The sequence below is a fragment of the Hominimerdicola alba 8 genome, assembly GCF_000178155.2.
GTDB lineage: Bacteria > Bacillota > Clostridia > Oscillospirales > Ruminococcaceae > Hominimerdicola > Hominimerdicola alba_C.
In genome coordinates this window covers 38930-54201 of sequence record NZ_ADKM02000093.1, presented here as the reverse complement: position 1 = coordinate 54201, position 15272 = coordinate 38930, and the positions used below count along the sequence as shown (strand labels likewise).

Here is a 15272-nt window from a genome sequence, read left to right as displayed (position 1 = left end):
ATCATGCCACCGCCGCCTTTCGGGGATATATTATGAAAGCATTTTGCGAAAGAAATTTCGGACTGCCCGAAAATTCATCATCGGCAGCATGTGGTATCATGCCGTTTATCGTCCTTAGGAGCGTTGATTTTCCACACCCGCTGACACCGCACAGCAGTACTGTTTCGCCCCGCCCGATATCGAGCGTGATATCTTTCAGCACCGCTTCTACCTGTTCGGGGTAGCTGAATGTCAGCCCTTGAATTCTTATCATGCCACCGCCGCCTTTCGGGGATATATTATGAAAGCATTCTGCGGAAATAATTTCGGACTGCCCGAAATTTCATTATCGGCAACATGTGGTATCATGCCGTTTATCGTCCTTAGGAGCGTTGATTTCCCACAACCGCTTACACCGCACAGCAACACCGTTTCGCCCCGCCCGATTTCAAGCGTGATATCTTTCAGCACCGCTTCTCCCCGTTCGGGGTAGCTGAATGTCAGCCCTTGAATTCTTATCATGCCACCGCCGCCTTTCGGGTAAAGATAATTAATGCAGTCAGCGCCGCAAGTAGTGTCAGCAGAAGATAGTCAGCTGTGCCGAACCTGCGTTCAAGGGCTGAAGTGTGCCTGCATGGGTCTTCTATACCTCTTGTGACTGCGGCGGCGGTTATCTCATCAGACATCTGCACCGCCGATACAAGCAGAGGTACGTAATATAGTTCCATACTGCGCACCGCCCTGTGCAGAAAACCGCCACGTTTGCTAAACTGCCGAAGCCGTCTTGCATCACGGATATGCTGAAGCTGTTCCTTTACTGCGGGGATATACCTCACCGTGACTGCAAGGGGTATCGTTACCTCTATGGGGATATGCAGTTTTTGCAGACCGTTTAACATCTCAGATGCGGTGGTGGTCTGCAAAAGCAGTCTGCCTGCCATTATACAGGGCATAAGTCTGCGGAAAGACACTGCGAAGATCGAAACAGTCATCAGTGCCGCCCCGCTGAGTTTCGGCAGGAGAAAAAACTGTACTGCCACTGCCGCCGCGTATATCACAAGATATTTCAGGCTTCTGCGCACACTGCCATATATGATGTGCAGTAATGAACACAGCGCGAACATGGTCACCTCCAGCCACAATTTCGGCACTGCGAAAACAACTATGGCGGTGTACAGAAGCAGTATCAGTTTGGTACGGACATCAAGTCCGCCTGCTTTCATGTCAGATGACACCTGCTTTTACAAGATGTTTCTTCATTATCAGTCTGCCGGCCATGATTCCGCACAGCGCCGCTGCTGCTGTAACAAGAATTATCACTGCAAGGAAAGTGCCTGTGGCATATTTTGAAAGACCGTTCACGAAATCGTCTGTCAGCCCGCGTGCAGATGCTTCTTTAAGATACGAGTCTGTTGTGAAGAACAGCTGTGCATATCCGCCGACAGAGCAAACCGATGTTATGATGTATGCAAGTGTTATCATGCCAAGACTCTTGTGACCCGACTTTGCTATTATTAACTGCCCGACTACTGCGCCCACTACGAAGAACGGCAGTGCCATACCCATGCCGAGAACTAAAAACAGCAGTCCCACTATGATGCCCCACACTATTATGGAAAAACTGTTTTTTACCTTTATCGCCAGCATAAGGAAAAATGTTCCGCCAAGCAAAGATGCTACCGCAGGATAGAACATGAATGTCAGCGGTGTGACATTCGCGACTGATGCCGCAAACAGCGCCACGATGTACAGCGCAGTATAAATTCCTGTTGTGATAAGGTCTTTGCCGTTTGTGTTTTTTGTTTTCATGATTATCCTCCCTTTATATCTTCCAGCTTGCCGCATTTTTTCTGTTATCCCAGAAACTGCGGTAGATGCTGTCTTTTTCGAGCAGTGTGTCATGGGTGCCTGTGCCGTGTATGCGTCCGTTTTCCATGACGACTATCTGGTCGGCATTCATAATGGTGCGCATCTTGTGTGCTATCATTATAACGGTCTTGCCCTCCACCAGTTCATCGATAGCCTTGACCATCATCCATTCGTTTTCGGGGTCAACGCTTGATGTTGCTTCGTCAAGAATGATTATTGGCGCATCTTTGAGTATAGCACGCGCCATAGCGATACGCTGTTTTTCGCCGCCCGAAAGCGAACTGCCGTTCTCGCCTGCAAGGGTGTCATAGCCGTTTTCAAGCTGTGAGATGAACTCGTGACAGCAGGCACGCTTTGCGGCATTTACGACTTCTTCGTGGGTAGCATCGGGTTTGCCGAAACGGATATTGTTCTCGATGGTATCGTTGAACAGGAATACGTTCTGGAAAACTATGCTGAAATACTGATACAGCGTTTCGGGCTGAATATCGCGCACATCTACGCCGCCGATGCGCACTGTGCCGCTGCTTACATCCCAGAAGCGAGCCATAAGGCGTGTCAGGGTGGTCTTGCCGCAGCCTGACGGTCCGACTATGGCGGTCATCTTATGTGCGGGGATATCCAGTGTGACATCTGAGATGACAGCATCATCACCATCATAGCTGAATGATACATGGTCAAGTGCTATATCGAACCTATCGGCATTTTTATTGCCGCCCTCCATTACAGGGATATTCTTTGTTTCACGTATGCGCTTCATGGATATATCCATCATTCTCACCATGCCCATGACAGTGCCGAGATTTTCGAGGGGCTTATACAGTGCGAAAGCGCCTACCAGCAGTACTGCCGCTTTTACGATATCCAGCGAACCTTTCATTGCCAGCCATGCCGATGCGAAAATGATGATGCTGGCGGTGATGCGCTCAACAGCGAGGAACCAGAAACTTCCGAAGATGAAGTTCTTTTCAAGGCTTAGTTCGTGCTTTGAATGCTCGGAGAAAACTTTGCCCATATCGTTTTTTGCCGAACCTGCATTGGGGAACAGTTTATAGACTGTGATGCCCTCAAGATATTCAAGGACTTTGTTGTTGGTCTTCATCTGGTTATCTTTCAGCTTTTCGACCACAACTCTCGAAGTTTTCTGCTGTGAACTGATTATCGCAACAGATATCAGCGCACCAACGATAAATGCCGCACCGATGCGCAGGTCAAAGAACAGCATGCAGATAGTCAGTGTGAGCACGCTTATCACATTATTTATGCTCTTTTCGAGAATGTTTGAGGCGTTCTGTTCCATGAAATGGATATCATCTGTAAGTGTGGTTATGGTATCACCGATACTTCTTGAAGAGAAGAAGCCCATCGAAACCTTTTTGAGGTGGTCGCCTATATCACAGCGTGTTTCAGCGGCGGCTTCATAGCCTGCAACGCTCTGTAAATTGTAGACGAAGTATTTGCATATCCATCTGCCGATGACACCAACGAGGAAGATCACGCTTATTATGAGAACATCTTTCTTTGTGAGTGCATCTGCCTGAAAATGCAGTTCCTTAAGGCGGGTGAACAGGTAGAACACCGCTGTGAAAGGCAGTGATTCAAACATACCGTCAAGAGCGCCTACAAAGATGCTCTTTTTTATTTTGCCGCTTTTATTGCCGCAAAGTTCCATAAATTGTCTGAGCAGTTCTATCATCTTGCTTCCCCCTCTCCGCTGTGGTGTGCCCACATCGAACGATATTCTTCACTGTTTTTCAGAAGTTCTTCATGAGTGCCGAATGCTTTGATATTGCCGTTATCGACCAGATATATCCTGTCGCAGTCGGTGACTGTCTGCAAGCGGTGGGCTATCATGATAAGTGTTTTATCCTTTGCAAGTTCGTTTATCGAACTCTGCACCAGTGCTTCATTTTCGGGGTCCATGTAGGCTGTAGCTTCATCAAGTATGATGATAGGCGCATTTTTCAGCATGGCGCGTGCGATAGCGATACGCTGTTTCTGTCCGCCTGAGAGTTTTGCGCCTGCACCGCCTACGGTGGTGTTATACTTATCGGGCAGTGTCATTATGAAATCGTGACAGCCAGTGCGCTTTGCTATCTCTTCGACCTGTGCATCTGTTGCGTCGGGGTTGCCAAGACGGATATTGTCTGCAATGGTCATATCCAGCAGGTAGTTATCCTGTGTGACATAGTTCAGCTGCTGCATAAGGCTGTCCATATCGATATTGCGTATATCTGTGCCGTCTAAGAGGATACTTCCATCTTTGACATCGTAGAACCTTGCAAGAAGTTTCGCGATGGTAGATTTACCTGAACCGGAAGCGCCGACAAAAGCTATCTTCTCGCCCTTTTTCACACTGAAGCTGATACCGTGAAGTATCTCCTTCTCCTTGTAGGCAAACTTTACATCTTTGGCGGTAATGACCTCAGCGCCCTGTGCTTTGACGGTGCCTTTCTCCATCTCTTCAAGTTCCAGCACCTCGTTTACCTTTTTCATTGTGGTGGTGATGGCTGTGATGTTGTCGGAGAATTCAACTATTTTTATGAGAGGTTCTGCCACGCCGAAAGCCAGAAGCATACACATGATAAGTTCTGAAAGTTCAAGTTTGCCGCTTGCGAGCATCGCTGTGCCTATAGGCAGTATGAACAGAAGACTGTTGGGTGTGACCACGTAAAATCCTGCCATGAACGGATAGCAGTGTTTGAACCATGTCATCATCGAATCCTTGAACTTCATGACAGATGATGTGAATTTTTCCATAGACGAAGCAGTTCTGCCGTATGCCTTTATGACTTCCATGCCGCCGACATATTCGACCATTATGCCTGTCATCTTCTCACTATCTGAGGTGAACTGTTTGAATATCTCCATAAGGTCGTGACCTGCGGTCATCATGCCGTATATGATGAAGCCGACGATAAGTGTGCCGACAGCGCAAAGTCCCAGCTTCCAGTTGATCACAAAAATGTAGATAAGCACAGCCAGAAAACCGATGAGGTTAGAGGTCAGTTCGGGCACCATATGTGCCAGCGGGTATTCGAGGTGTTCTATCTCGTCCATAAGCATCTGTTTATACTCGCCTATCCTCTTTTCGCGGACTGTGCCAAGCGGTACGCGAAGAAGTTTCTGTGCAAGGGCTGTTCTTATCTCACTCATGGTCGAATACGCCATGCGGTGAGATATGCTCGATGCAACGGACAAGAGCAAGGTCTTTAAAAAGTAGCCCACAAGTGCCGCCGCACCCCATTTCCATATCATGCTTTCGGTTATCTGCCCGCTTACAAGTGCTGTAAGCAGTTTTGCCGCCGCAAGATACGGGACAAGACCTGCAAAAACTGAGATCACAGCAAGGATAGCCGAGATCACAGCCGCACTCTTATCACGCACAAATTTGAATACATCTCCCATGTCTATCATTTCCTTTCCGATCGATATTGCGATCAATACAGAGATATCATATAGTTAGTTTAGCCTAACCCAGTCACAGAACAATACATCACTTTCCACCTTAGTAAACCTCTCAACAGGGGTACGTGAGAAGGCTGTGTAAACAAAGCCGCCGTCTTTATCGGCAATGCTGTAAAGATGCGCCGCAGGCATCATGGGGTCGGTCACGGAAACTCCGTCATCGCCTGCCGTTATGCAAAAAGTATCAAGTCCCCGCCGCAGACCTGTGGCACAGTATTTAAGATATGCTTCCTTAGCCGTCCAGATGCGTGCGAAACGTTCGGCGCGTAAGGTTTCGGTTTCAGCCGCGCATATCCATGCCGCTTCGGAAGTGAAGAAATACCTTTTGGCAAGCCCGACAGCTTCACGGCAGGCGTGTTCGGATTCGATATCAACGCCGCAGTCTTCGCTGTCAGTCATGCACATAACGCGGTCGGCGGTGTGAGAAATGCTCATGCGGCAGACCTTATCTCCGCTGACCGCATAAGGGGGCATACCTGCGGGCATGAAGACCTGCACATTTGTATCCGAGAAAAATTCCTGTGCGCCGAGCCTTGCAAGCAGTGCCGCCGCCACGCACCGAAGTTTATCGCTGTGCTGTCTGTAGCGGCACATTCGCGCTTTGCGCTGTGGGGTCAGCTTAGACAGCATGTTTTCGGTTATAGGTTGGGTCAGATCAGAGATATGTGCAATATAAATAATTGACATCGCTTTTTACCCCCTATCTGAAAGACCTTATAAATAATTAGTCTAAACTAACCGTTTTGCCAAATAAAAGACCCGATAACCGAGTCTGAAAACCGACTGACACTGCACTGACATATCAGCGCCGCCGCAATATTTATTTGTAATATGTGACAGTTCTGACGACTTCACTTTGTATCATTCAAACAATTAATATTTATATCACTTATGGTCGGATTTGTCAACCATCAAAAAGTTAACAAATATTCAGTGAATTACCGAATTAACATTTTTTATATAAGTTGATTAATATATTAAAGCTGTCTACTATGCAAAAAAAGTCTGCTTATCCTGCGGGATACGTGGATATTAAACAGCTGTGTAACGGTGTTATATTCGGCTTTTGGCGGGTATCTGCCTTATGGGACAGAAGTCATTTCAATGCTTTATTTACTTCATCTCAGCCAAAGTAAGATAAGTCTTATTTTAATTAAGCAAAATATCTAATTAACGATAACAGTATATCATAAACACAACTTTTATGTCAATATTAAACTGAGAAATTCGTCTATTTAAACATAATTATATTGAAATATTAACTTAACGGCTGCGGTTCGACATATGACTGCATATAAAAATTATTTCAGAGTGAATGGTCATAAAAAAGAGAAAACTCTGCCCCCACCGATGCGGAATGCTCGGAGAGGGCGGTTTTCATGGAAGAATTATAGCTTAATGTCATCAAACTCAGGTTCTCCCTATCGGACTGCTGACCCTGCGCAGATCAGCAGTCTTTCATTTGGGAGGTGGTTGGTTAACATTATAGGAGATGTCGTTATCTTACGGTCACAATGAAAGTTCTCTTGTTCATGTCGGTGAGATCCCAGTTACCGCCTGATCTTGCGGCGATGAGCATTCTGTAGCTTTCGCCTGCTTTCAGCTTGGGCGAAATGAATGTGGTCGCATCGGTGTACGCCTGAACTCTCCACTTGCCTGCGATGTAAACAGCTATGCCGTACTTATCCGCATTCTTTACAGGTGTCCAGCTTATGCGGAACTGATGGTATGTTTCGCTGTACTCGATCTTTGTGACTTCGGGATATGAACCTGTACCGATCACAGCGGGAGAAGCTGTTTCGGCATACCATTTCTGGTTATTGCCGCCGTTGTAGGTATACTGCTGGACATTCGCGCCGTTGTCGCGGGACTTGCCGTTGACATCGAGTGCGGACTTGCCGTCGGTAATTTTGGTGAGTATGCTGTATGTTCCGTCGGCATTCTTGTCTATCCTGAACTTCTGGTTATCGCCCTTGTTGAAGGTGTAGATCTCGATGTTGGCAGAATTGTCGGTATTTCTGCCTGAAACATCAAGTGCGTAGGATCTGCCGTCGCCCAGCTGTGATACCAGATAGAAGTAACCGTCACCTGCCGCAACTGCCCTGAACTGTGTCTGTGCGCCGTTTGCGGAAGACTGCTCGACATTTGAGCCGTTGGCGGCGTTCGCACCCTCTACTGAGAGATACAGACCGCTGTTGACATTCTTGAATGTGTACACCTTGCCGTCAACGATATCTGTTGCGGGAACAGATGGTGTTATCGGGTCGGGGGTGACAGCGGGCTTGACAGTTTCAAAGTACCATTTCTGGTTATCACTGCCCTTATAGGTATACTGCTGGACATTTGCGCCGTTGTCGCGGGACTTGCCGTTGACATCGAGTGCGGACTTGCCGTCGGTTATCTTTGTGAGTATGCTGTATGTTCCGTCGGCATTCTTGTTTATCATGAACTTCTGGTTATCGCCCTTGTTGAATTCATATATCTCGATATTGGTTTCATCATCGGTATGTCTGCCTGTAACATCGAGTGCGTAGGACTTGCCGTCGCCCAGCTGAGATACCAGATAGAAGTAACCGTCACCTGCCGCAACTGCCCTGAACTGTATCTGTGTGCCGTTTGCGGAAGACTGCTCAACATTTGAGCCGTTGGCGGCGTTCGCACCCTCTACCGAGAGATACAGACCGCTGTTGACATTCTTGATGGTATATATCTGACCATCGATGATATCAGAAGAGTAAGAAGGTGTGCCGCCCAGCTGTGATGCCACGAGTTCAGCCAGCTTATCTGCGCCTGTGCGGTTGGGGTGAACATTGTCGATGTACATGGAATCTGCCTTTGATGCGCCGACAGATACGCAGTAGTCCTGCCAAAGTGTGAACAGGTCTATCACCTTGCAGCCCTGTTCGGAAGCTATCTTGTCAAGTTCGGCAGAGAAATACCTGCTCTTGAGAAGAGGTGACAGAGAGTAGTCGCCCTTTCTGCCCTGCTGCTTGACGAGTATGACCTCCATGCCTTTGGCTTTGGCTCTCTTGACCATATCGGTGACTACCTTACGGTACTCAGTGCCGTTATAGTACTTGCTGTCGTTTATACCAATGGAGATGATGAATGTATCACCGCTCTTGCCGTATTTTTCGATACAGCTGAAGTTGCCGTGATCTACAAAGCCCTTGGCATATTCGCCGCTTGCTGCCATATTTCTTATATACACATCGCTGCCGAGATATTTGCCGAGCATCTGACCCCAGCCTGCCTGAGTGCTTGAATCGAGCGGATAGTAGTTGCACACGGTAGAATCACCGCAGAGCCATACAGTTTTCGGCATGGTGGTGCTGTCGGATATTTTGTTTATCTCGATGGCACTGATGGAGTAGGCGTTGCCCTCCTTGCCTGCGGCTGCGCGGATATTCAGCTGACCGTCGGTAACGGGGAGAATGATCTCGTCTGTGGCGTTATTGCCTGTCATGTTGACTATCTGGAGCATGTTCTCCATATAAACGCTGGTTCGTGTGGTATTGCCGAGAGTTACCTTTACTTTGTAGAGTCCGTTGGGGACATCTGCATTGAAAGTGGTGCTGCCTGTGAACTGTACAGCATCGCTGAGTTCGTTTCTGCCTGCGGCTGACACATCTTTGACATCATTTCCCGAGAAGCCGTAGCCCTTGCCTGCGGAATACTTATCTGCCGCTTCGACGGTGGTGAAGCCGTTGGTAGAATTTGCGCCGAGATCGAACTTCTTGCTGACATTTGTGATCGGCTGTACGGGGTCATCTATGATCGGATCGGAAGGTACAGCGGAATTATTCATCAGCACCTTCGGTCTTGCGGGCAGCGGTGCATCACTGCCGAGATAATAGCTGACATGGGGAGGCTGATTATATGCGCTCTGCTGGCAGCAGTTCTGGGCGCGATACTGCATATCGTGCATGAGAGTGGTAAGACGCACTTTAGTGGTGCTTGTGGTACACCATATGCGGAGTTTTGTGTTATCATCGGTCCTGAGTATCAGTTCTTCGCGCCAGTCACCGAAGAGGTCTGCTGTCATACAGGGTACGGACTTTGAACTGTTGTTGGTACCGCAGCCGTTAGCGGTGAATATGCGGTCTATCTTGTCGGCACCTGTCATTTTGGATATCTTGTTGCCATCAAGTATCTCACGTTCCAGGTCGCCGTCCCAGTAGATGAAGAAGTTCTGTGCGGGCTTTGTGCCGCCTATCTTCTTACCTGATGAGTTATACACGTTGCCGTCGGCAGCGCCCCAGAATTCTGCGCCCTTATTGCCTGCCCAGATATTGTCGGCGGCACAGCGTCCTGTATCTTTGGAATTGTTTATATGGAATATCTTTTTGCCTGTTTTGGCATCGTAGCAGCTTTCACCGTAGGGCTTGTCCTCATGGCACTCCCAGACTTCAAGACCCTCTCTGTCTGGGATAAGGTCACCAACGTGCATGGCATCGCCGTGAAGGTCGCCTGTTGACCAGAGCAGTTTACCGTTGTCATCGATGCAGTTTGCGCCTGTGAATATCTCCTGCTTGCCGTCATTATCGCAGTCAGCGACCATTACGTTATGGTTTCCGCAGCCCCAGCCCGCAGCTGACTTATTGAATGTGGAGTCATAGACCCATCTCTTGACCAGCTTTTTGTTTCTGACATCGACAGCCGACCATGTAAGTCTTGTGTAGTAACCTCTGCCGTAGATGGCGCTGGGGTGTACACCGTCAAGGTAGGCGATGCCGCTGTTCATTCGGTCAACACGGTTGCCGTAGTTGTCGCCCCAGTCGGAAACTTTGCCGCGCGGTACAGGGAAATCGATGGTATCAAGTGCCGCGCCTGTCTGACCGTCAAAGAGGGTCATATACTCAGGACCGTCAAGGATATAGCCGTTACCGTTGCGGTAGTCCTTGCTGCCGCTGCCGATGACTTTACCCTTGCCGTCTTTGGTGCCGTCGGCGGTCTTGGTGATGAGTTCGGCTTTGCCGTCACAGTCGAAATCAGCAACACACATCTGCGTATAGTGCTGACCTGCGCGGATATTCTTGCCCAGATCGATACGCCATAACTGTTTGCCTGTGAGGGTATAGCAGTCGATGAAAACATTATCGGTCTTGCCCTGCTGGGAATTATCCTTTGAATTGCTTGGATCCCATTTCAGGAATATCTCGTACTGACCATCGCCGTCAGCATCGCCTACGCAGCAGTCGTTGGGCGAATACTGACTGCCAGGACTGTTCAGCTTGATGTCGAAATAATTGTTTGCCGATGTGAATTTACAGGTCCGGGAGTTGACGGTCTTGCCGCCCGATACACAGTCAACGCGGTACTTTGAGTTTGTACTGCCGCCGTTGTCCTGATAGGAAGTGGCATCACCCGACCTGCTTGTGTAGATCAGCTTATCATCACGGTAGAGCCTGAACTCTGCATCATCGGCATCGTTGGCATTATAACGCCAGCTGACGAACATACCGCTGCCGCTTTTTACGGCATAGATGCCTCTGTCAAGGTATTCCATGATGGCTTTGCCATTGCCGCCGACACCATAAGCAGCACTTGCCTTTATACTGCTCATCAGTCCGACATTCGATGTTGCCGCCAACGCCATTGATGCAGCGAATGCGGCGACCTTTTTTGTGATACTGCTCATTTTTTTGATCCTCCGTTTTTATAATTTTACCTTTGAACAGCCGACTTATAGCGATCCGCCTTAAAATTCAGACAAGATATGGGGCGCTCAATTATCCTTTTGTTTACAGCATTTTCAGCCGGTGTGCTAAAGGGATAGTCATAATTTAAAATCCGGATCGCTGTAGTTTGTAATATCATTTTACCATTTACGCACTTTATTTTCAATGTAAATTTCTATCACAAAGTTGTGATTTTATTGCAAAAGTTATTGACAGACGGTGCAAATCATTATATAATATGATTATAAATCTGACTTCCCGATAAGACCGTACTGCATTGTTATTGTCAGCTGACAGAACGATGCGGGCATTGCACTAAATGTTAAACGTTATACGATGTGTTAAATCAGGAAAGACCGATCACGTTAGGAGGCGTTGACCATGAAAGCATATATGCTGGGCTGGCACAGCAAGCATTCCGCTGACCTTTATAAAGACAGACCGAACGGCATACACGGCATGCAGATACTTCTTATACGCTCAAAGGCACGTATAGGCATGGGCAGCAAGTTCTACAATGTGGACGATAACACGCTCTTTGTAATTGAAAGCTGCTATCCGCATACGCTGTGCGGTGACGGCGAGGAGTACGTTGATGACTGGATAAGATTTGATCTGGAAGATGAGGATAATGAATTTTTAAATTCGCTGGGGATCGAACACAATGTACCGATAAAGCTGGACACAGATACGGTATCTGAAATGATAAAAATGTGTGTGGAGATATTTTATTCGGAAAACAGTGAGAAAGATGCCACTGTACGTTATCTGATGAAAGCCATCTTCATGCAGATAAAAAGCTGCGCAAATCCTGAGGACAGGGGCGGGCGTTCGCAGTATGAAAATGAACTTGAAAGCATACGCAAACAGATATACGATGACCCGTCTGCTAACTGGAACATACCACAGATAGCGCAGGATATGAATTTGTCGGTATCACATTTTCAGCGGTTGTACAAACAGCGCTACGGTATACCATGCACGAAGGATATACTCACCAGCCGAATGGAATATGCCAAACAACTGCTGACCACCACTGAACTTTCTGCGGTGGAGGTGTCGGAAAAATGCGGATATCCCGACTATTCACACTTTTCAAAGGTATTCCAGAAATACGCCTGCGAATCGCCTTCAAAATACCGCAAAAACAACAGATGATGACATTTTATGACTATCCCTTTAGCACACCACCCAAAAATACCTTTATAACAAGGAAATACTGAGTTGATGTTATCTTTCCCCCGCCTGCGGCGGGGGAAAGATATACGCCAAGAACCTTAAGTTCTGTATAGCCGCTGTTTTTGTGGTGTGTCAGCGGGATAACCACATAACATTTTGATATAAGAAACTCTCCCCGATGCGGTAAACGTTCGGGGAGAGTTGTATTTTATGCAGACAAAAAACACGCCGTCACCCGATGAGTACCGACGTGTCAAATATGTTATTTCTTAGCCGTAATCTTTTTTAGTGAAGATGCTGTCAGGGGAAGATCGGAACCATTTACGGAACCGGATGCAATGACCTGTATCGCAGTGACATCATCAGCTGTGATGCCCTTGCCTGCATCAACGCAGTCTGCATTGAGTTTGCCCGCTTCGGTAAGTGGGTACTTCTTTGCGTTTGCAAGATAGCGGCTTACAGCTACAGCATCAGCGATAGTTACGACACCATCACAGTCAGCGTCACCGTAATTGACATTCTTGTTTGAAACGTTGATCGGTTCGTCAGCCGATGGTGTGGTACCGTCAGGCTCAACGCCCCAGATCAGCTTATCATCAGCGTAAAGTGTGATCTTATCTGTGATAGCGGCTGCGGAGTTGTCGTCCTCGAAGCTGACAAGGTCGGAATAGCTGTAGTCGTTGGAAGAATCCCACTTGGGATATACGTACTTCTGCTGATCCATCTTGGTCGTCAGCGCGAACTGATATACGCGGCTGCCGTAGAACTTGCAGTCTTTCCATGTGATCTCAACGTAGTATGTGCCCTTATCGTCATACTTTACAGGGTCGGAGAGTACTGCGTGTGACTTGTTGTCTGAATAGCCTGCGACCTGATCGTAGTCGATGCGTGCGGTGATGTAGTCGATATCGTAGCCTTCATCAAGGAGTTCCTTGATGTTGAAGTAGTATCTTGCCTTGACATCACACTCAAATCTCGGAGGATCGACTGTTCTGTTGTGGAGAACGATCTTGAGCTGTATGCCGTCGTCCTTTTCCTGAGCCTTGCCGCCCGATACGAAGTAGCCGACAGGCAGTGAGTTGCCGTTCTCGTCTACCTGCTCATAGCCCTTAGCGTTGCCCGACATATCGAAGTTCTCGATAATGTGGTTCTCCTTAGCATCGATGCCGCCCTTGCGTCCGTAGTAATGGTAAAGACCTGCGAGGTCGCCGCAGAAGCCTGCGTTGTAGTCGTCAGTTACCTCGTTGTAGATGTAGTCCTTAGTCTGGTCAACATGGTTGTCTTTCAGGTCAGGACCGCCTACAAGTGCGCCCCAGAGAGTATGTACCTGTGTGATGGGGTCGTCCATGCTCTGAGTAGCGGAGCAGTGTGATGCGCGGTGGTGAGGGTGGCTTGCGAAGTTATTGCCGTAGCCTACCTCATATGCGTAACCCATAGGGTTGTTGCCGAGAATGTATTCCATCTGTGCCCTTGCCCAGGGGAGGAATGTTTCGTCCTTAGTGGTCTTTGCGTATACGCATGCGCACAGACCTGCGGCTGTGTTATATCTTGCTGAACCGTAGCCCGATACAACTGCCCAGCCCTTAGGCGACTTTGCAATGAAGTCACTGCTGGTCTTGCTGTCGGGGAGAGAGGGTATCTCGTCAGCGGTCATGGGAGTATTCCAGAGATAGTCGTCCATACCGAAGTACTTATGGGTATGAACAGGCTCATAGCCCCATTCGGAACTGTCTACGCTCTCCTTGCAGCCCGACCAGAATTCGAGGTTATAGCGGAAGATATACCAGTCACGGGCTGTGTTGGTAACAGGTGCGAGCTTAGCGAACACGCCGCCCCATACTGTATCCCAGCAGTGTACCCAGATATTCTGCCAGCAGTTGCCTGTATCGGTGATGATGCGCTTCATATAGCCTGTGTAGGGGTGAGCGCCCTTTGCGTTGGTGGTAGTTTCGTCAACTGCGATGATATCGTTGATATAATCGTAGTCTTCGGTGCAGTAGTAGAGCCATACAGCCGCCCATGCAAGTTCATCGTAGTCATAGCTGGAGGTATAGAAACCGCCGTCATAGCCAAGACTGGAACAGCTGGGAACTTCGCCCGGATTCCATTCCTCAACGTGGGTCTTTACTGCGAAATCATACAGCGCCTTTGCGTACTTAAGGCACTTCTCTGCATATTCGGGTTCGGTATCCTTGAAGTTGAGGTAGTTGATAGCCAGCGATGCGGCTGCGCCTGCGCACTGGTCGGAAGCGGGCATTTCCTCTGTTGCGAAGTAAGCGGGGCGCTTAACTGCGCATGACGAAGAGGCTACCATAGTATCCTCTACCTGCAATTCGGGCGGGCACCAGTAGTTATGGTCGTTATTGCCCTCGCCTACCTGATAGCAGTAAGCGACTACGTTATCCTTGTCGTCCATGAAAGTGACTTTCATAAAGTAGTCGTTTATCCAATGAAGTTCGTCCTCAACGTGCTTGTCAAGACCCAGTTCCTTATAGGAATCGCGGAACTCATAGTAGCCCCAGCCTATGGTAGAAGCGGAATAGCTTCCCGGAAGTCCGAACTTTACGTGGTCGCCCGCATCGTGCCAGCCGCCTGTGAGGTCGAGAGTACCGTCACCGTCGGGGTCGAGGTACTTCTTGTTTTTGTCGATGAATTCCTGCGACATATTAACGCCAACGTAGAGGTCGGGGTCATCGTCACCGAGATTCGGCTTAGTCTTGCCGTCATCGCCTGCACCAAGGCCCTGATCTTCCTTAAGCTGGTCATCGGTCTTGCCCTTGCCCACCTCAGGCATCGGGGTCATCGGTGTGAGGGGTATGACACCGTCCTTTACATGGCAGTTGGCGCGCCATGAGTAATAGCCGTCATCTGCCACCTCGTCACCGCACTTATTTGCATCGTAGAAACAAAGTGCGAGCTGGAGAGCCTCTGCATAGTTGTGATAGTTGTTGGGATTATCTTTGTCGATCACTGCGGCGGTAACGGTAGGAACAGCGTTGCCCGTCAGCATCATTACCGCAGCTGAAACGCCTGCCAGTGAACGTTTAAGAAAACTTCCCTTTTGCATTTTCGATCTTCCTTTCTGTGATATTGTTT

General features: G+C 48.4%; 10 protein-coding genes. 1 reads left to right on the top strand and 9 read right to left on the bottom strand.

The genetic code is table 11. From position 1 onward, the window contains the following. Position 1 precedes the first annotated feature (1 nt). The 8 genes from CUS_RS11470 to CUS_RS18680 all read right to left on the bottom strand — a co-directional run bounded on the left by CUS_RS11470 (position 2) and on the right by CUS_RS18680 (position 10957). Positions 2-253 (bottom strand): ATP-binding cassette domain-containing protein, encoded by a 252-nt coding sequence (locus tag CUS_RS11470; RefSeq protein WP_002850822.1) that lies wholly within the window; start codon positions 251-253, stop codon positions 2-4. Then, entirely contained in the window at positions 250-501 is a 252-nt protein-coding gene (locus CUS_RS11465; protein WP_002850852.1) for an ATP-binding cassette domain-containing protein, read from the bottom strand. Before CUS_RS11465 ends, CUS_RS11470 begins: the two co-directional genes overlap by 4 nt. Then, positions 498-1202, bottom strand: coding sequence for an energy-coupling factor transporter transmembrane component T (locus tag CUS_RS11460; protein ID WP_002850885.1), 705 nt, complete (start codon positions 1200-1202; stop codon positions 498-500). The genes CUS_RS11465 and CUS_RS11460 overlap by 4 nt, the downstream gene beginning before the upstream one ends. A gap of 1 nt (position 1203) precedes the next feature. Beyond that, entirely contained in the window at positions 1204-1788 is a 585-nt protein-coding gene (locus CUS_RS11455) for an MptD family putative ECF transporter S component (RefSeq protein WP_002850846.1), read from the bottom strand. Positions 1789-1801: 13 nt separating this feature from the next. After that, complete coding sequence (locus CUS_RS11450; RefSeq protein WP_002850815.1) at positions 1802-3544, bottom strand: ABC transporter ATP-binding protein; 1743 nt, start codon at positions 3542-3544, stop codon at positions 1802-1804. Then, complete coding sequence (locus CUS_RS11445) at positions 3541-5256, bottom strand: ABC transporter ATP-binding protein (protein ID WP_002850887.1); 1716 nt, start codon at positions 5254-5256, stop codon at positions 3541-3543. The genes CUS_RS11450 and CUS_RS11445 overlap by 4 nt, the downstream gene beginning before the upstream one ends. Positions 5257-5310: 54 nt before the next feature. Next, positions 5311-6003, bottom strand: a complete 693-nt coding sequence (locus CUS_RS18685; RefSeq protein ID WP_002850881.1) for a 4'-phosphopantetheinyl transferase family protein — start codon at positions 6001-6003, stop codon at positions 5311-5313. A gap of 811 nt (positions 6004-6814) precedes the next feature. Further along, positions 6815-10957, bottom strand: a complete 4143-nt coding sequence (locus CUS_RS18680) for an RICIN domain-containing protein (protein WP_002850820.1) — start codon at positions 10955-10957, stop codon at positions 6815-6817. Between the two features lie 421 nt (positions 10958-11378). On the opposite strand from CUS_RS18680, the gene CUS_RS11430 reads away from it, so the two are divergent. After that, complete coding sequence (locus CUS_RS11430; RefSeq protein ID WP_002850810.1) at positions 11379-12155, top strand: AraC family transcriptional regulator; 777 nt, start codon at positions 11379-11381, stop codon at positions 12153-12155. Between the two features lie 283 nt (positions 12156-12438). Here the strand turns inward: CUS_RS11430 and CUS_RS11425 are convergent, their stop codons facing one another. After that, the gene (locus tag CUS_RS11425) at positions 12439-15243 is read right to left on the bottom strand and encodes a glycoside hydrolase family 9 protein (RefSeq protein WP_002850806.1); all 2805 of its coding nucleotides are present in this window, start codon (positions 15241-15243) and stop codon (positions 12439-12441) included. Positions 15244-15272: the final 29 nt, after the last annotated feature.